Origin of the sequence: Cronobacter sakazakii (genome assembly GCF_000982825.1) — a bacterium.
In the GTDB taxonomy this organism is placed as follows: domain Bacteria; phylum Pseudomonadota; class Gammaproteobacteria; order Enterobacterales; family Enterobacteriaceae; genus Cronobacter; species Cronobacter sakazakii.
This window is the reverse complement of the sequence record NZ_CP011047.1, coordinates 506,734-523,582: the sequence shown is the minus strand read 5'-3', so window position 1 is coordinate 523,582 and position 16,849 is coordinate 506,734. Positions and strand designations below refer to the sequence as shown.

22 protein-coding genes are annotated in these 16,849 nt (G+C 54.6%); 7 read left to right on the top strand and 15 right to left on the bottom strand.

Going from position 1 to position 16,849, the window contains the following annotated elements; genetic code table 11:
- Window positions 1-18 precede the first annotated feature (18 nt).
- The 7 genes from CSK29544_RS02420 to CSK29544_RS02390 all read right to left on the bottom strand — a co-directional run bounded on the left by CSK29544_RS02420 (window position 19) and on the right by CSK29544_RS02390 (window position 7,588).
- Window positions 19-1,428, bottom strand: coding sequence for a sucrose-6-phosphate hydrolase (locus CSK29544_RS02420; RefSeq protein WP_007896604.1), 1,410 nt, complete (start codon window positions 1,426-1,428; stop codon window positions 19-21).
- A complete protein-coding gene (locus CSK29544_RS02415) occupies window positions 1,428-2,798 on the bottom strand; it encodes a sucrose-specific PTS transporter subunit IIBC (protein ID WP_007896603.1) in 1,371 nt (456 codons plus the stop codon). The genes CSK29544_RS02420 and CSK29544_RS02415 overlap by 1 nt, the downstream gene beginning before the upstream one ends.
- A 72-nt stretch (window positions 2,799-2,870) precedes the next feature.
- Complete coding sequence (locus CSK29544_RS02410; protein ID WP_007896602.1) at window positions 2,871-4,388, bottom strand: carbohydrate porin; 1,518 nt, start codon at window positions 4,386-4,388, stop codon at window positions 2,871-2,873.
- A gap of 166 nt (window positions 4,389-4,554) precedes the next feature.
- The gene (gene cscK, locus CSK29544_RS02405; RefSeq protein ID WP_007896601.1) at window positions 4,555-5,478 is read right to left on the bottom strand and encodes a fructokinase; all 924 of its coding nucleotides are present in this window, start codon (window positions 5,476-5,478) and stop codon (window positions 4,555-4,557) included.
- Window positions 5,479-5,612: 134 nt separating this feature from the next.
- Entirely contained in the window at window positions 5,613-5,978 is a 366-nt protein-coding gene (locus CSK29544_RS02400; protein ID WP_007896600.1) for a DUF805 domain-containing protein, read from the bottom strand.
- Window positions 5,979-6,133: 155 nt separating this feature from the next.
- Window positions 6,134-7,120 carry a glutathione S-transferase family protein gene (locus CSK29544_RS02395; protein ID WP_007872928.1) on the bottom strand — a complete coding sequence of 329 codons (987 nt, stop codon included), beginning with the start codon at window positions 7,118-7,120 and terminating at the stop codon, window positions 6,134-6,136.
- Window positions 7,121-7,195: 75 nt separating this feature from the next.
- Window positions 7,196-7,588: a DoxX family protein gene (locus CSK29544_RS02390; RefSeq protein WP_004385832.1), complete on the bottom strand. Its 393-nt coding sequence runs from the start codon at window positions 7,586-7,588 to the stop codon at window positions 7,196-7,198.
- Between the two features lie 613 nt (window positions 7,589-8,201).
- On the opposite strand from CSK29544_RS02390, the gene CSK29544_RS02385 reads away from it, so the two are divergent.
- Window positions 8,202-8,879, top strand: coding sequence for a DUF1120 domain-containing protein (locus CSK29544_RS02385; RefSeq protein ID WP_004385831.1), 678 nt, complete (start codon window positions 8,202-8,204; stop codon window positions 8,877-8,879).
- Between the two features lie 120 nt (window positions 8,880-8,999).
- On the opposite strand, the gene CSK29544_RS02380 is transcribed toward CSK29544_RS02385, so the two are convergent.
- Window positions 9,000-9,697, bottom strand: a protein-coding gene (locus tag CSK29544_RS02380) for an IS1-like element IS1B family transposase (protein ID WP_095033700.1) whose coding sequence is annotated in 2 segments (ribosomal slippage) — window positions 9,000-9,448 and window positions 9,448-9,697 — 699 coding nt in all. Because the reading frame shifts where the segments join, the coding sequence is not laid out codon by codon here.
- 91 nt (window positions 9,698-9,788) lie between these two features.
- Here CSK29544_RS02380 and CSK29544_RS02375 point away from each other — a divergent pair.
- The 5 genes from CSK29544_RS02375 to CSK29544_RS02360 all read left to right on the top strand — a co-directional run bounded on the left by CSK29544_RS02375 (window position 9,789) and on the right by CSK29544_RS02360 (window position 12,392).
- Entirely contained in the window at window positions 9,789-10,487 is a 699-nt protein-coding gene (locus tag CSK29544_RS02375) for a DUF1120 domain-containing protein (protein WP_029039770.1), read from the top strand.
- Window positions 10,488-10,555: 68 nt separating this feature from the next.
- Window positions 10,556-11,053 (top strand): DUF1120 domain-containing protein, encoded by a 498-nt coding sequence (locus CSK29544_RS02370; RefSeq protein ID WP_007887607.1) that lies wholly within the window; start codon window positions 10,556-10,558, stop codon window positions 11,051-11,053.
- A gap of 50 nt (window positions 11,054-11,103) precedes the next feature.
- A protein-coding gene (locus CSK29544_RS02365; RefSeq protein ID WP_095033700.1) for an IS1-like element IS1B family transposase occupies window positions 11,104-11,801 on the top strand; the annotation gives its coding sequence in 2 pieces (ribosomal slippage) (window positions 11,104-11,353 and window positions 11,353-11,801; 699 coding nt in all).
- Window positions 11,802-11,865: 64 nt separating this feature from the next.
- Window positions 11,866-12,024 (top strand): DUF1120 domain-containing protein, encoded by a 159-nt coding sequence (locus CSK29544_RS22340; protein ID WP_256999317.1) that lies wholly within the window; start codon window positions 11,866-11,868, stop codon window positions 12,022-12,024.
- 68 nt (window positions 12,025-12,092) lie between these two features.
- Entirely contained in the window at window positions 12,093-12,392 is a 300-nt protein-coding gene (locus CSK29544_RS02360) for a DUF1120 domain-containing protein (protein WP_029039776.1), read from the top strand.
- Window positions 12,393-12,402: 10 nt separating this feature from the next.
- Here CSK29544_RS02360 and CSK29544_RS02355 read toward each other — a convergent pair.
- A protein-coding gene (locus CSK29544_RS02355; RefSeq protein ID WP_095033700.1) for an IS1-like element IS1B family transposase occupies window positions 12,403-13,100 on the bottom strand; the annotation gives its coding sequence in 2 pieces (ribosomal slippage) (window positions 12,403-12,851 and window positions 12,851-13,100; 699 coding nt in all).
- A gap of 259 nt (window positions 13,101-13,359) precedes the next feature.
- Between CSK29544_RS02355 and CSK29544_RS02350 the strand changes: the two genes are divergently transcribed.
- Window positions 13,360-14,010, top strand: a complete 651-nt coding sequence (locus CSK29544_RS02350) for a DUF1120 domain-containing protein (RefSeq protein WP_007891172.1) — start codon at window positions 13,360-13,362, stop codon at window positions 14,008-14,010.
- 124 nt (window positions 14,011-14,134) lie between these two features.
- Here the strand turns inward: CSK29544_RS02350 and CSK29544_RS02345 are convergent, their stop codons facing one another.
- The 6 genes from CSK29544_RS02345 to yqjA all read right to left on the bottom strand — a co-directional run bounded on the left by CSK29544_RS02345 (window position 14,135) and on the right by yqjA (window position 16,737).
- Window positions 14,135-14,431 carry a YqjK-like family protein gene (locus CSK29544_RS02345; RefSeq protein WP_007872947.1) on the bottom strand — a complete coding sequence of 99 codons (297 nt, stop codon included), beginning with the start codon at window positions 14,429-14,431 and terminating at the stop codon, window positions 14,135-14,137.
- The gene (locus CSK29544_RS02340) at window positions 14,428-14,826 is read right to left on the bottom strand and encodes a phage holin family protein (RefSeq protein ID WP_029039671.1); all 399 of its coding nucleotides are present in this window, start codon (window positions 14,824-14,826) and stop codon (window positions 14,428-14,430) included. The genes CSK29544_RS02345 and CSK29544_RS02340 overlap by 4 nt, the downstream gene beginning before the upstream one ends.
- A 2-nt stretch (window positions 14,827-14,828) precedes the next feature.
- On the bottom strand, window positions 14,829-15,131 hold the full coding sequence (locus CSK29544_RS02335; protein ID WP_004385819.1) for an ElaB/YgaM/YqjD family protein: 303 nt from the start codon (window positions 15,129-15,131) through the stop codon (window positions 14,829-14,831).
- Window positions 15,132-15,166: 35 nt separating this feature from the next.
- The gene (locus CSK29544_RS02330; RefSeq protein WP_007854187.1) at window positions 15,167-15,535 is read right to left on the bottom strand and encodes a DUF1090 domain-containing protein; all 369 of its coding nucleotides are present in this window, start codon (window positions 15,533-15,535) and stop codon (window positions 15,167-15,169) included.
- 152 nt (window positions 15,536-15,687) lie between these two features.
- Window positions 15,688-16,071: an EnvZ/OmpR regulon moderator MzrA gene (gene mzrA, locus CSK29544_RS02325; protein ID WP_004385817.1), complete on the bottom strand. Its 384-nt coding sequence runs from the start codon at window positions 16,069-16,071 to the stop codon at window positions 15,688-15,690.
- 3 nt (window positions 16,072-16,074) lie between these two features.
- Window positions 16,075-16,737, bottom strand: a complete 663-nt coding sequence (gene yqjA / locus CSK29544_RS02320) for a DedA family general envelope maintenance protein YqjA (protein WP_004385816.1) — start codon at window positions 16,735-16,737, stop codon at window positions 16,075-16,077.
- Window positions 16,738-16,849: the final 112 nt, after the last annotated feature.

The window sequence follows — 16,849 nt, the reverse complement described above, 5'->3', positions numbered from 1 at the left end:
CGGTGAGTGGTCAAACCCTCATTCTACCATGCAGGCGCGTAACGACCAGTAGCGCAGCCGGAGATGCGCGTCGCCTTCAAAACCAAGCGTCGCGTTGGCCGCCGGGAAATAGCGGCTGCTCATCACGCCTTCGCCGTCGTTAATGAATATCTCAACGCTGGAACGGTCGCACAAAATGTGCAGGCGGCGGGCGTCGCCCTGCCAGTAACGATACTGCCATTCGCCGCTGGCGAGGCTCCGGCGCGCAAGGCGCAGACCCTCGCGCGTCCATTCCAGGCGCAGGGTGGCGGCGAAATCGAGCGTGACGTCGCCCTGCGCCTCCAGCATCAGCTCCAGGCTTTCCGCCGCGAGCGGCGAGAGCGTGGCGGCCACGCCCTCCAGGCGCTGTTCCTCGCCGCGCAGCGCGGCAAGTTCGCGTACCGGCTGCTGGCAGAGCAAGCCATCGCGAAGCGTCAGTTCGCGCGGGCAGGTCATCTGGTGGATCCAGCCCTGCGCCACCGTTGGCTGCAACATCTCTTCGCCGTCCGGCACGCCCATCCAGCCGATAAGTAACCGGCGGCCATCGTCGGTCAGCGTGGTTTGCGGCGCATAAAACTCAAAACCGGCGTCCAGCTCCATCAGCGGGCCGTGACGAAATTCCGGCGTGTCGTAATCGAGATCGCCGCACAGGTACACGCTCGGATAGGTGTTGAGATAGCGCTTTTCTTCGCGCGTTACGCCCTGCGGGCAGGCGATCAGAATCGCTTTGCCGTCCAGCATGAAAAGGTCCGGGCACTCCCACATGTAACCCGACTCGCCAAGCCCGCCGAGCGTGCTGCCGGCGATCTCGCCCAGGTTTTCCCAGTTCCACAGATTGTCGGAGCGCAGCAGCAGCACTTTGCCCTGCAATTCCAGATCCTGCGCGCCCAGCACCATGTACCAGTGCTCGCCGTGACGCCAGACTTTCGGGTCGCGCACATGGCCGGTATAGCCGCCGGGCAGCGGCATCACCGGGCCGAGCTTGTCGAAACCGCCATCCGCGTTCTGCACCGCCAGACACTGCCAGGCGGTGCGGGTGCCGTCGTCAAACTTCACGTTGCCGGTGTAACAGAGCGTCAGTCGCCCGTTGTCATCCACCGCGCTGCCGGAATAACAGCCGCCGCGGTCATACTCTTCATCCGGCATCAGCGCCAGCGGCTCGTGTTGCCAGTGCGTCAGATCCGCCGAGCTCCAGTGCCCCCAGCATTTATGCTGATGCGCACAGCCCAGCGGGTTCCACTGATAAAACAGGTGGTAGCGCCCCTGAAAATGGATAAAACCGTTCGGGTCGTTCATCAGGCCCGTCACCGGCGCCAGATGCCAGCGCGGATAGTGGCGATCGCCAAGCGCGACCGGCTGGCCTTTCATCACAGCCTGTAAAATGGCAGGCAGCAGCGTGCGGGTGGTCATTATTCAGCGTCCGTTTTGTATTTCCACAGGTAAGAGACCGCAAAGGCGATACAGAAGGCGATCGCCATGCCGATGACATAGTTAAGCAGCGAGCTGGCCTGAACAATCGCCATACCGGGAATCCCGGTCAGGCCGACCGCCGTCATACCGACATGGGTGGAGACAACCCATGCGCCGCCCGCCGCGCCGCCGATAAGCCCGGAGATAAACGGCTTCACGAAGCGCAGGTTGACCCCGAAAATGGCCGCCTCGGTAATGCCGAGCAGCGCCGAAAAACCCGACGGCAGCGTAATGGCTTTGACTTTGGCATCTTTGGTTTTAAACCACACCGCCAGACACGCGCCGCCCTGCGCCACGTTCGCCATCGCCCAGATGGGCAGCAGGAAATTAACGCCAATAGACGGGTTGCCAAGCAGCCCGGCCTCAATCGCATGGAAGCTGTGATGCACGCCGGTAATTACAATCACCGAGTAAAGCCCGCCAAACAGCAGCCCCGCGAGCCAGCCCGCGTGAGTAATCAGCGTGCTTAACACCAGCGAGATGCCGTCGCCCAGCGCGCGGCCCGCCGGGCCAATCACCAGCAGCGCCACGAAACCGGAAATAATCACGGTAAAGAAGGGGGTCAGGATGAGATCCAGCGCGTCCGGGATAATCCGGCGCAGCTGTTTTTCCAGAATACTCATAAACCACACCGCCAGCAGAACCGGGAAAACGGTGCCCTGGTAGCCAATCATCGCGACTTCAATCCCGAAGAAGTTCATGGTGTGAAAGCCCGCCGCCACGCCCCAGGCGTTGGTGAGCGCCGGGTGGGTCAGAATGCCGCCAAGCGTCGCGCCCAGATACGGGTTGCCGCCGAATTCCCGCGCGGCGGTAAAACCAATCAGGATAGGGAGAATGATAAACGCCGCCGAGCTGCACATATCCAGCATGATATAGAGCGCGTTATCCGGGCTGACCCAGCCGTAGGTTTTCACCATGCCGAGCAGGCCCATCAGCAGGCCGGACGCCACAATCGCCGGAATGATCGGCACAAAAATGTTGGAGAGCAGGCGGGCGATGCGCTGGAACGGGTTCAGCTTGCGGGCCGCCACGCTTGCGGCTTCCGATTTGCTCGATTCGCTGATACCGGCGGCGGCGATAAACGCGGCATAGACTTTATTGACCACACCCGTGCCGAAGATAATTTGCAGCTGGCCTGCGTTGCGAAAACAGCCTTTCACGCCCTCGACATTGCCGATGGCGGCGGTATCGGCTTTGGCGTCATCTACCAGCACCAGCCGCAGGCGCGTGGCGCAGTGGGCGGCGCTGGCGATATTCTCTTTGCCGCCGAGCAGCGGCAGAAGCGAGCGGGCAATCTGTTCAAAATCCATAACAACCTCAGTCTTGTGGTTTTTTATGTTGTCGGCAATACGCAGGCCCCCGCGCAGCAGGGGCCGTTTTTATCAGAACCAGGTTTCCATCTGTACGCCGAAGTTCCATTCACCGCCGGCGGTAAAGCCGGTGCTGCCAAAGGCATCCTTGCTGGCGTAGTTATCCAGGCGATGATCCCAGTCCATCCAGGTGGCGAACAGGCGCAGTTCAGGGCGCTTGAGGAATTCGCCCACGTCGCCCGCTTTCAGCGTTGGCGCAAAGGTCAGCTTATAGAAGTTGCCGCTGACCGCGTTGCGGTCGTTGTAACCTTTCGGGCGCAGATCCATGTACTGGTAGCTGCCCTCATACTGCAGCTCAAAGTTCTGGTTAATCTCCTGAATGAGGCGCAGGTTGGCGGTCGCCCACTGGTAGCTGTCGCCTTTGACGTAGCGATCTTTACTGCTCTGCGCCAGCACTGCCGGTGCGATATGCCAGCCGCCGCCGAGTGGCGTCATGCCGTAGGTCGCGAGACGCCAGGTATCGGCCTGCGGCAGCAGCGCGCCATCGGAGCCGATGGATTTCACTTCCGCGCCAAGGCCGTGGCCATACAGCAGTGCGGTTTTCGAGGAGCCTTCGCGCAGGCCGTAGAAGCTGTCGTTATGCAGGCCGAGCAGCGCATGCACGCCATCTTCCGCCGCGTCTTTTTTCACGCGGTTACCCTCGATATCCACGCGGTCTTCGTTATCTTTGGCGCGCATTCCGCTCACCATCAGCTGTACCGGCCCGACGTAGTTATTGAGCGTCAGGATATAGTTCTGCGCGGTGTTTTCGCTGTTTTCGATATCGCCGAAGGTGCGGCCATACAGCGAGAAATTACTGCGGGTGTTATCGCTCCAGCGCATGTCGTAGATACCCGCACCCGTACCGGCGAGGAACACCACGTCGGAGTCGATCCAGTGGATATCGAAGTTATCACGATCGAAGCGTTTACCGGCCCAGACGGTGGCATCTTTAAACGCGCCGGTGAAGGTCGGCAGGTGACCGAGTTCGGTGAACGCCTGGCGCACGTTGAGATCGCTGGTGGAGGCCGTCCAGTCGTTATAGCTGCGCTGACCGTCAGCGACCATCACTTTAAAGCGCGTGGTGGCGCCGTTTGCCAGCGTCTGTTTGTGCTCCAGGTTCATCTCAAGGTAAGTGTCCGGCTCATTACCAAGACGCCCGACGTGACCGCCGGTTTCACCCGCTGGCGTGAAGGACGGGCCGCCCTGCGTTTTCGCGGCGGAATCGTTCATCAGCAGGCCCGAGCGGGCGTAGCCGTGGAATTCAAACCCGCTGTTATCCGCCGTTTGCGTGGCGGGCTGCGGTGCAGGTTGCGCGGCGACAGGCTGAACCGGCGGCTGCGCTTTTTGCTGCGCGGCAAGCGCCTGCGCCTGACGCTCTGCGGCTTCAGCGCGGGTTTCCGCCGCGCTGGCGCGCTGTTCAGCCGCCTGAAGACGTTGTTCCAGCGCGGCGAGACGCGCCTCAATGCTGGACATATTGCTGTCGGCAAAGGCGGCGGGAGTACCGGCCATTAAGCCAAGGGTAAGGGCAAGCGTACTTTTTTTAATCATGGTATGGCATCCCTGAGAAGGCGTTATCATCATTATGCAGACTTGCTAAACCGGTTTAGGCGGCAATCATAATCACGGCTTATTTTTACTGGCAATGAAATTAGCTAAACCGGTTTAGTGATTGTGATGAGGTTCGCAAAACGAGCCGCGGCAGCGGCTCATAGGATCAGGCGAGGTATGGTTGTAGATCGTTAAGGCGGGGCAGGGCGGTCATCGCGCCTTTGGCAGTGGTCGCGAGCGCGCCGCAGGCCTGGGCTGCGGCAATCACGGGCGCAAGCTGAGCGACGGTCTGTGGCAGGCCTTGCGCGGCAAGGCTCCAGAGCATCCCGGCAACGAAAGCGTCGCCCGCGCCGGTGGTATCGACGCACTCGACCGGCACCGCCGGGTAGTGGTGCAGTTCACCGTTGAAGCAGGCATCGACGCCTTCTGCGCCGCGGGTGATCAGCAGCAGCGGGATCGCGTGGCGGCGTGCCAGCGCCAGGGCGCTTTCTTCGTCATCTGCTCCGGCAATAAACGCCAGCTCTTCCAGTGAGAGTTTCACCACATCCGCCAGTGCCAGCGCGCGCTCAATGCATTCACGCAGCTGCGCGGTATCCGGCCACAGATCTTCACGGATATTCGGGTCGAAACTGACAAACCCGCCCGCACGCTTAATGCGCGCCATCGCCTCAAAGGCGGTATCGCGCGACGGCTGGGCGCAGAGTGCAATCGAGCAGACGTGCAGCCACTCGCCTGCGCCGAACGGTGGTAAGTCGTCGGCGGTAAGAAACAGATCGGCGGACGGGCGCACCATAAAGGTAAACGAGCGTTCGCCACGGTCATCCAGCGCCACCACTACCGTCGAGGTGCGGTGCGCTCGGTCCTGATGCATGGCGCCGGTATCGACATGTTCCTCTTTCAACGTCTGCGTCATAAATGCCCCGAACGGGTCGTGCCCGACGCGGCCGATAAACCCGCTCGCGCCGCCAAGCCGCGCCACGCCGACCGCGACGTTGGCAGGGGCACCGCCAGGGCATTGCAGTAACCGGCCGTGACCGTCGGGCAGCAGATCCACCACGGCATCTCCAAGCGCCCATACTTTTGCTGACATGCGTATCTCCTTCGATTCATCCTGCGCTAAACAATAGTTAAACCGGTTTAGCTAATCAACACTCTTTATGCGCTTAGGGTGCGGCGATGGGGAAGAAGAGCAGAAACGTGCCGCGCCGGAACGCGGCCAGAGGATCAGTGATGATGTTTCGGGTCAGGGCCGAAGCGGTTTTCGCCGTGGGTGCCTTCCTGGGTGTTGAAGGCAATGATCATCAGCCAGCCGATAACCGGGATCAACAGGACAAACAGCCACCGCGCGGTGCGGTCTGTATCATGCAGGCGGCGGAACTGTACCGCCAGCGCGGGCAGTAACACGGCCAGCCCATAAATCAGCGTGAGCAGCCCTTGTTCGCCGATAACGCGCAGCCCAAGTATGGTATCGAGCGCCACCATGACGCCCGCCAGAATGAGATTTACCAGGGTGAACATCCAGTACTCTTTACGACGCGCCCGGCCGGTAAACCCGAAGTAATTTCTAAACGCTTTTATGTACCAGTACATCTGTTCTCGCCTCCCTTGCCATCAATCACTTGTTTTTAAAGCGATCGCTTAACTAAATGCTAGCTGTCGGAAAGGGAAACGGCCTGAGGGAAAATGCAAAATGTGAGCGCCGTCGGAACGGCGCATTTTTCAGAAGAGGCTTAGGGCGAAGCGGATTAGCGGAAGCGCTCATCGCGCCCGTGCGGCTCATTAAGATCCTGCCAGGGGCCGATGGAGATAATACCGGTCGGGTTAATGGTTTTGTGGCTGCAAAAATAGTGGTGGCGGATATGCCCGAAATCCACGGTTTCCGCGATGCCCGGCATCTGGTAAATCTCGCGCAGGAAGCCATGCAGGTTCAGATAATCGCTGATGCGATGCTTGTCGCATTTGAAATGCGTCACGTAGACCGGGTCAAAGCGCACGAGCGTCGTCCACAGGCGAATATCGGCTTCGGTGAGCTGGTCGCCTGCGAGATAACGCTGCTGACCGAGGATCTGCTCAAGCCGGGACAGCGAGGCGAACACCTGTTCCACCGCTTCGTCATACGCCTGCTGGCTGGTGGCGAAGCCCGCTTTATAGACGCCGTTGTTTACTGTGTCGTAAATCCAGCCGTTCAGCTCGTCGATTTCTGCGCGCAGCGCCTGCGGATAGTAATCGCCCGCACGTGCGCCGAGTGCGTCAAAGGCGCTATTGAACATACGAATGATATCGGCGGATTCGTTGCTGACGATGGTCTGGCGCTCTTTATCCCACAGTACCGGCACGGTGACGCGCCCGGAGTAGTGCGGATCGGCCTGAAGATAAAGCTGATAGAGAAAATCGTGCTGATACAGCGTGTCGCCGGTCGCCGCCGGGAAATCGTCGCCGAAGGTCCAGCCGTTTTCCAGCATCAGCGGGTGCACGACCGAGACGGAGATAAACGACTCCAGCCCTTTCAGCGCACGCAGAATTAACGTGCGGTGCGCCCACGGGCAGGCGAGTGAGACATAAAGATGGTAGCGATCTTTCTGCGCTGCAAAGCCGCCTTCGCCTGTCGGGCCGGGTTCGCCGTCCGGAGTGACCCAGTTGCGGTACGCCGCCGAGGAGCGCTTAAAGCGGCCGCCGGTGGATTTGGTGTCATACCAGGTGTCGTGCCAGACGCCGTCGATCAGTTGTCCCATGGTGCTCTCCTGTCAGAATGCTTTCCTCAGTATGGCAAAAAGGCAGGCGGTGAGGGCCGCCTGCCGTGAAATCAGTTACCAGTTTTTCTTCAGCAGACGATCCAGGCTGTACGCGCCAGGACCCATCAGCGCCAGCAGCAGATAGCCACCCGCGATAGAAAAGTTCTTCATAAACATAATCGAGTTAACGCCTTCCGCGAAGTTACTGTGGAACAGGAATGCGGTGAGCAGCGTAAACACAGCGGTAATCAGCGCCGTGGTACGGGTCAGAAAACCGAAGAGAATCGCCAGACCGCCGCCGAACTCAAGCAGGATAACCAGCGGCAGAATAAAGCCCGGCACGCCCATCGCTTCCATATACTGCTGCGTGCCCGCATAGCCGGTAATTTTGCCAAAGCCGGAGACGATAAACAGAATCGGCATCAGAATACGTGCCACCAGTACGCCAGCATCTTCGAATTTTTTCATTTTACTCTCCAGAAATCCCGCTTCATCATGCAAGGGTAATTGTCTTTAAAAGGTTGCATTCCGCGGGGTTATCCGCGTTCCGCCGTTGATGGAAAGCATCATAGGGTGGGTGTAGTGGGAATGTAAGCAAGGAAAACTGGCAGATTTGTTCAAAAATTTTGATTTCTGTGTGAGGCGATCACGTTTTGGATAGCTTTATTATTTAACAAGATTAACCACAAATTAATAACGATAAATTAAAATAACTTCTTCAGTATTTCTAAAGGAATAATTTAGATGTAATTACTTTATAAATATAAAGTCGACAATTATTATTTCTATGAATTCATAAAAAGAAATCTTTTTTTAGAAAACTATGACCATCTTGGGGTTTAAAGTCTTTTTATTAAGAGATGTCTTAAATAAGACAGACTTTTTTATGACTTCAATAGGTGTGTGTCGGTAAAATATCATTCATTGATCGTTTAAAGTGATCAATTGAAAGCGATGAATTTACAGACTTTCATCTGTTTTTTTGATGCACATCGTAAACTACCTGTTTACGATAATTTAACCCTGGTAGCTTTCTTGTCCGGCACGTCTCTGTACCGGGAACTAAATAATGGATGGAATAATGAAAAAGACTCTTCTGGCGGTCGTGCTGGCTGGTATCACATGTCATGCAATGGCGGCGGATTCAACGGATTTAACAGTTAAAGGCGTACTGGTTAATGCTGCATGTACACCAACCCTGGATAAAAGCGAAGTGAACTTCGGTCATATTCCTGTAGCCAGTCTTGATGCGACCAATGCAAACCAGCTGGGCTCGAAAGACGTCACGCTGACTATCACCTGCGATAGCGCTATGGTGATGGGCTGGACTACCGTCGATGGCCGTACCGATTCCCTGCAGTCGCTGAGCCTCACCAGCGCTGGCGCGGACGACAGCAGCGTGGCGGATGCCACTACAGAGTATGGTCTGGGTAAAGCGGGCACCGTCAACATGGGCGCGTATGCTATTGCCGCTAAAACGACGGGCGTCACTTATGACGGCACCGCGGGCGATCTGCTGGAAGCCGATAATGTCGGTAACGGCAATGCGACGGCCTGGAAGAAAAGCACTACGGGCGTAACGAAACCGGGTGCGCGTACTTTTACCACCGCAGTGACTGGCGAAGTCGCGCCGAAAGCGTTCAAAGTGGGCGTATTCCCGCTGAAAGTGACCGCTGCGGTACAGGGTACCGATATTCTGAAGATTACCGACGATACTGACCTGGATGGTCTGGCGACGATTTCGCTTAGCTATATCTAATCCAAAAGCTGGCGGATAAATACAGATGTTAAACCGCAATGTATTGTCCTAAGGGTAAATACTTTAAAAACGCCAGAATACCCTGGCGTTTTCTAAGGCTGTATTGGTAATGACTCCAACTTATTGATAGTGTTTTATGTTCAGATAATGCCCGATGACTTTGTCATGCAGCTCCACCGATTTTGAGAACGACAGCGACTTCCGTCCCAGCCGTGCCAGGTGCTGCCTCAGATTCAGGTTATGCCGCTCAATTCGCTGCGTATATCGCTTGCTGATTACGTGCAGCTTTCCCTTCAGGCGGGATTCATACAGCGGCCAGCCATCCGTCATCCATATCACCACGTCAAAGGGTGACAGCAGGCTCATAAGACGCCCCAGCGTCGCCATAGTGCGTTCACCGAATACGTGCGCAACAACCGTCTTCCGGAGCCTGTCATACGCGTAAAACAGCCAGCGCTGGCGCGATTTAGCCCCGACGTATCCCCACTGTTCGTCCATTTCCGCGCAGACGATGACGTCACTGCCCGGCTGTATGCGCGAGGTTACCGACTGCGGCCTGAGTTTTTTAAATGGCGGAAAATCGTGTTGAGGCCAACGCCCATAATGCGGGCGGTTGCCCGGCATCCAACGCCATTCATGGCCATATCAATGATTTTCTGGTGCGTACCGGGTTGAGAAGCGGTGTAAGTGAACTGCAGTTGCCATGTTTTACGGCAGTGAGAGCAGAGATAGCGCTGATGTCCGGCGGTGCTTTTGCCGTTACGCACCACCCCGTCAGTAGCTGAACAGGAGGGACAGCTGATAGAAACAGAAGCCACTGGAGCACCTCAAAAACACCATCATACACTAAATCAGTAAGTTGGCAGCATCACCGGCTGTATTAATACGTAATAGGCAAGGAAATTAACAGTGTTTAATAAGACATTATTAATTGGGGCTGGCCTGATGGCAATGGTTAGCGCAGCGCACGCAACCGATTCTGTGGATCTTAATGTAAAAGGTACGCTGGTCAATGGCAGCTGCACGCCAACATTATCTGGCAATGGCGTAGTTGACTTTGGGCATACACCACTGGGCAATTTAAGTAAAACCGATACAAACCAGCTGGGAGGCCGTAGCTCGTTAGTTCTGACCATCACGTGTGACTCAGCCATGGCTCTCGGATGGACCATGGTTGATAACAGAAATGACAGCGTACAAGTATTAACCATTAAAAATGGTAAATGGGACGGTTCAGATGTCACTGGCGCTGAGTATGAATTCGGTTTAGGTAAAACCGCAGGCGGTGTAAAAATCGGTGCTTATTCTGTCTATGTGGATAAAGCCAATGTCCTGGCAGACGGTGTTAATGCCAAGATGATGTACACCGACGGTGATCCGACGGATAAGACTAAATGGGTAGTTTCAGGCGCTGGCGAAGTAAAAAGTAATAGCAGCCGTGTTTACAGTGTTGAAGCGGAATCTTCTTCTGATGGCACCGTGTTACCCGCGAAAGTTACTACCTGGCCAATTAAGGTCGCTGCTGCCATTCAGGGTACAGATACCCTCGCTATTTCAGATGATACCAACCTGGATGGCTCTGCCACTATTTCACTGGTGTATATCTAAGCTAAATAATCGGCATTGTATTGATATCCATTTTGATAATGCCATTTACGGCGTTTATGGAGTAAAGAATGTTTAACAAAATGATCCTGGCGGGCGCTGTAATCATGGCGCTGGCAGGCACTGCTCAGGCAGCGGATTCGGTTGATCTTAATGTGAAAGGTACGCTGGTGAATGGCAGCTGCACGCCATCGCTGGAAAATGGTGGCGTGGTTGATTTTGGGCATATTCCGCTGGGTAATCTTTCTAAAACTGAAACGAATTCTTTGGGGCAAAAAAAGATAGTATTAACTATCACCTGCGATTCAGAAATGCCGGTTGCTTTTGATGTAAAAGATAATCGGAGCGAATCTATGGTTGATTTGACAGTCAATAGCGCGTTTTATAATGGCAGTAATTGTACCGCGGGGTCGAATAAGTTCGGTTTAGGCAAAACAGCAGAAAATGTAAATATTGGTGCTTATTGCGTCGGTATCAATGTTCCTGAAGCGACTATCGATGGCACGTCTGGCGATGTCATTTATAAAAACCTGGGTAATGCCGCAAATGACTGGAGCAAAACGGGGTGATGCTGCCAACTTACTGATTTAGTGTATGATGGTGTTTTTGAGGTGCTCCAGTGGCTTCTGTTTCTATCAGCTGTCCCTCCTGTTCAGCTACTGACGGGGTGGTGCGTAACGGCAAAAGCACCGCCGGACATCAGCGCTATCTCTGCTCTCACTGCCGTAAAACATGGCAACTGCAGTTCACTTACACCGCTTCTCAACCCGGTACGCACCAGAAAATCATTGATATGGCCATGAATGGCGTTGGATGCCGGGCAACCGCCCGCATTATGGGCGTTGGCCTCAACACGATTTTCCGCCATTTAAAAAACTCAGGCCGCAGTCGGTAACCTCGCGCATACAGCCGGGCAGTGACGTCATCGTCTGCGCGGAAATGGACGAACAGTGGGGATACGTCGGGGCTAAATCGCGCCAGCGCTGGCTGTTTTACGCGTATGACAGGCTCCGGAAGACGGTTGTTGCGCACGTATTCGGTGAACGCACTATGGCGACGCTGGGGCGTCTTATGAGCCTGCTGTCACCCTTTGACGTGGTGATATGGATGACGGATGGCTGGCCGCTGTATGAATCCCGCCTGAAGGGAAAGCTGCACGTAATCAGCAAGCGATATACGCAGCGAATTGAGCGGCATAACCTGAATCTGAGGCAGCACCTGGCACGGCTGGGACGGAAGTCGCTGTCGTTCTCAAAATCGGTGGAGCTGCATGACAAAGTCATCGGGCATTATCTGAACATAAAACACTATCAATAAGTTGGAGTCATTACCCAAAACGGGAGATGGGTCTGTGCGGAACTTTTCCCCCGATGACCGTTATTTGACGATTGCTGACGCGGGGACTGTTATTCCTAAAGCGGGTAAAAACTTTACTTTCCCGTTAATCGTGACTGCTGCTATTCAGGGCACGGATGTCCTTGCGATTACAGATAACACCAACCTGGATGGCTCTGCCACTATTTCACTGGTGTATATCTAAATAATGACTGCGCCATTTATGAGTGGCGCAATTGTATCAATCTGTTGTTAGTGTTTATGGAAAAAACCATGTTTAACAAAATAGTTCTGGCAGGCGTCGTAATGACAGCGCTGGCAGGTGCTGCGCATGCGGCAGATTCTGTCGAGCTAAAAGTAAAAGGTACGCTGGTCAACGCCGCGTGCGATATTTCGCTCGATAAAAATGAGATTAACGTAGGCACCATTCCGGTAAAAAATTTGACGTATAGCGAAAGCGAAAATGCTTACTGGACGCAGCACTATGATGCAACGCTGTCGATCACCTGTGGCGCGGCGATGCCTGTTGCCTTTATGACAACGGATAATAATCCGGATTCCAGAATTTGGTAATGACTCCAACTTATTGATAGTGTTTTATGTTCAGATAATGCCCGATGACTTTGTCATGCAGCTCCACCGATTTTGAGAACGACAGCGACTTCCGTCCCAGCCGTGCCAGGTGCTGCCTCAGATTCAGGTTATGCCGCTCAATTCGCTGCGTATATCGCTTGCTGATTACGTGCAGCTTTCCCTTCAGGCGGGATTCATACAGCGGCCAGCCATCCGTCATCCATATCACCACGTCAAAGGGTGACAGCAGGCTCATAAGACGCCCCAGCGTCGCCATAGTGCGTTCACCGAATACGTGCGCAACAACCGTCTTCCGGAGCCTGTCATACGCGTAAAACAGCCAGCGCTGGCGCGATTTAGCCCCGACGTATCCCCACTGTTCGTCCATTTCCGCGCAGACGATGACGTCACTGCCCGGCTGTATGCGCGAGGTTACCGACTGCGGCCTGAGTTTTTTAAATGGCGGAAAATCGTGTTGAGGCCAACGCCCATAATGCGGGCGGTTGCCCGGCATCCAACGCCATTCATGGCCATATCAATGATTTTCTGGTGCGTACCGGGTTGAGAAGCGGTGTAAGTGAACTGCAGTTGCCATGTTTTACGGCAGTGAGAGCAGAGATAGCGCTGATGTCCGGCGGTGCTTTTGCCGTTACGCACCACCCCGTCAGTAGCTGAACAGGAGGGACAGCTGATAGAAACAGAAGCCACTGGAGCACCTCAAAAACACCATCATACACTAAATCAGTAAGTTGGCAGCATCACCCGCGCATTGAACCATATTAATGTTATCTATTCTTTTGCCAATAAGGATGAAGTTGTTCCTAAGAGCGGCAAAGAATTTACATTAAAATTTGATACAGCTTATTACTTTGAAAAGACTGTTGTAGAAAGCGTAGTAGATGAAATGGATTTCCAGGGCTCGGCAACGTTCTCTCTGGTTTATCTGTAATTTTATTAAGGAGTAAAAATGAAGAAGTTAGTCTTAGCCAGTGCGCTGATGATGGCTTTTGGTATGAATGCCTATGCCAGCGACAGCGTCGATTTAAAAGTCACGGGCACGTTGACTTTAACCGCCTGTAATCCAACGTTTGAAAATGGTGGCGTGATTGATCTTGGTCATATTCCTATTGGTAATATGACAACTACCGATAATGACAAGGCCTATGAAGCGATTTCTGTCCAGCATAAGAAAATGGATTTAACCATTACCTGTACTGCAGACACGGCGGTTGGTTTTACCATTACCGATAATAACGAAGGTACCATTCCTGCTTCACTGGTGACCGATTATAGCGGTGCATACGGTTTTGGCAAAACCGCTGATGATAAAGCGATTGGCTTGTATCAGTTATATGAAAACGCAGAAACGATCGACGGGGCGGCAGCAAATCTGATTTATTCTGGCAATGATGGGCAGAACTGGAGTAAGGCTCGCGCCTTAAACCATATTAATACGCTTTACTCTTTTGCGAATCAGGATGAGCTGACGCCTAAAAGTGGTAAGACGTTTATTTTAAAAATGGATACCACCTATTACTTTGAAAAGTCTGTTGCGGATAGCGTGACGGATGAGCTGGATTTCCAGGGATCAACAACGTTCTCTCTGGTTTACCTGTAATCAACGGTATTTGCCAGTCGCTCTGTGCATGCTGGCCTGTGATGACTACACAAAATAAAACACCCTGTCGTCTTTAACGCGGCAGGGTGTTTTACGTTTAGCGTGGCCAGAAACTGCGAACCATTCAGGGGAGCGGATGTTTCATGGTGGTTTTAATCAACCGCCAGGTGCTCCACGCGGCGAAACCGCGTTTAGCCCAGCGCAGCAGGAAGTTAGGGTTCCTGATGCTCCAGATAGCCATCGCGCTACTGCCGACCAGCGCCCAGGAGCGCAGGCTCAGCAACGTGTTCCAGCCGCGGTCATAAGAGCCGGTTGCGGCAAGCCAGTCGCGACGACTGGCGGCCATATCCAGCCGCTGCTGCTGGATTTGACTGAGCAGCAGCGCTTTGCGCTTTTCGCGCTCGGCTTTGCTCATACTCATGACTTATCGTCCTCCAGCAACTGGCGGTCATTAGACAGCTCATGACGCGTGTGACGCAGCAGCGTCGACTGGCGCGATTTCCTGAGCGTCCAGATGCCGCCAATCAGCGCCAGCACAAACAGCGTGACGGTCGTGCCAATCATGACGTTAAGGCGATACTGCGGATCGACTGCCCAGATAAGCAGCACCATCAGACTCATCAGTCCAAAGGCGGCAAACAGCATCGTGAGGCCAGTCATCAGCAGCAGCTGAAAGAGATTTGCTTTCTCCTCTTCCAGCTCCACGACAGCGAGCCGTAAACGGGTTTCCACCATCTCTACAAGCACGTTGACCATACGTTGTCCGATGCCGAGAACGCTTTTACCCGGCCCTTGCGCGTGACGAGGCTCCGTCATAATCAGCGCCGCGTCAGGAGCACGCCCAGCACGACGCCAATGGCCGCACCAATACCCACACCGGTCCACGGATTTTCACGCACATAATCTTCGGCACGCGCCGCCGCTTCGCGGGTCTGTTTGGCAATCACATCACCGGTTTCGGTTAAATGATAACGAGTGTCTTTCAGCGCGCGCTCTGCTTTATTGCGCAGTTTGCTCATCTCTTCCTTCGATTTGTCCCCGGAGGCGGTCAGCACCTCTTCCAGCGTATCGGCAAGCGATTTCAACTCAGCGCGCAGGTGGTCGGTATTTTCTTTTGACATAATGCTCTCCTGATAAGTGAGGGTTATCCATAAGCTCAGTAATCTTGAGCTTTCAGCGCCTTAAGCTCTTGCTCGGCTTCTGCGAGCTTGTGGCGACGTTTGGCAATTTTTTCGGCATCGCCTTTCTGCGACGCTTCATGCAATTCGGCGCGGCGCTCGGCCACTTCCGCCTGTTTCTTCGCCACTTTCTGCCGGTGCTCGGCGAGCACATCGCCGTCACGGCAGTTGGCTCGTACCTGACTTAGCGCTTTTTTCAGCCCGTCGATGCGCCCCTGATTATGGTGCTGCTCGGCGTAGCGGATCTCCTTTTCAATCTCCTGCGCTTTTTCTTCGCAAGGGGAGGCGGCAAGCGCTGCGGCATTCCAGGAAAAAAGGGCTAAGGCCAGTACTGTGCGGTAATTCATGATTAAACCTTCCATTGTGTTGCGTAAGGCCACAGGCGATACGCGATTCCGGTTGTGTTGCGCGGACAGAACAATGGGTTGCGCTTACTCAAGCATAGTAAGTAATAACGCAAACCCCAAAGTCCGTGAAAAGATTCAGATTCCTGGAAGGGTTAACCCAGGCGCTGAATGTCATGACGCAGGCGAGTGAGCCAGGCGGGGGTGAGGCTTTTTTCTTCCTGCTGGGCGATAACAAAACCGCGCGGCAGCGAGCGATAGAGCACTTTGCGGGCTGCTTCGCTCTGATCGCTGGTATCGAACTTGATAAGCAGAATGTCATCCTGCGGCGTAATGCTTTTAAAACGGATACCGTTGGCATCGAGATGGTGCCAGACGGAAAAACCATCCGGGATAGTCGCACCCTGCGACACCGCGCGTATCTCAAGCGTGGTTTCATGTTTTTGTAGCGCGGCCCAGCAAAGCAGCATGGCGGCCAGCAGCGCGCCTGCCGAAAGCATTAGCGTGAGACGACGAGAAAGCGCGCGTGTGAAAGCCATCCTTTAGCTCCGGTTTCCATGTTTTTTCTTCCATAACACCACGAGCGATCCTATCAGGCCGATAACCAGCAGCACGACCGGCAGCAGCATCAGACAGGACATCAGGGCGTCTTCATATTTAAGAAACACCGGCGTTTTGCCAAGTAAATAGCCAAGCGTGGTGAGAATGACGACCCAAAGCAGGCCGCTCATCCAGTTAAAGAACTGGAAACGGGCGTTATTGAGGCCAGAAAGCCCGGCGATGGTCGGCAGCAGCGTGCGCACAAAGGCGATAAAGCGGCCCAGCAGCAGCGCGGACAGGCCATGTTTATGAAACAGGTGATGCGCCCGCTGGTGATAATGCGCGGGCAGATGCGAAAGCCAGTTCTGCACGATACGCGTATTGCCGAGCCAGCGCCCCTGGATATAGCTTACCCAGCAGCCGAGGCTTGCGGCCGCGGTCAGCAGCAGCACCGTTTGCGGATACCCCAGCGCGCCTTTGGCGATAAGCACGCCCACCAGCACCAGAAGGCTGTCGCCCGGCAGAAACGCGGCGGGCAGCAGGCCGTTTTCCAGAAACAGGATCATAAACAGCACAAAATAGAGCATGCCAATCATGCCGGGGTTGGCCAGCGTTTCGAAGTCCTGGCTCCAGAGCGCAGTAAGTAATTGTGTCAAAAGTTCCATTCAGTGATCCTGGCACATCGGTTAAAGCCAATGGGGTAGAACAGATAGCATTGCGACATTTCTGCGGTATGAAGGACGTCAACAGCGCTCTGTGCGTTCCTGGCGCTGGCAC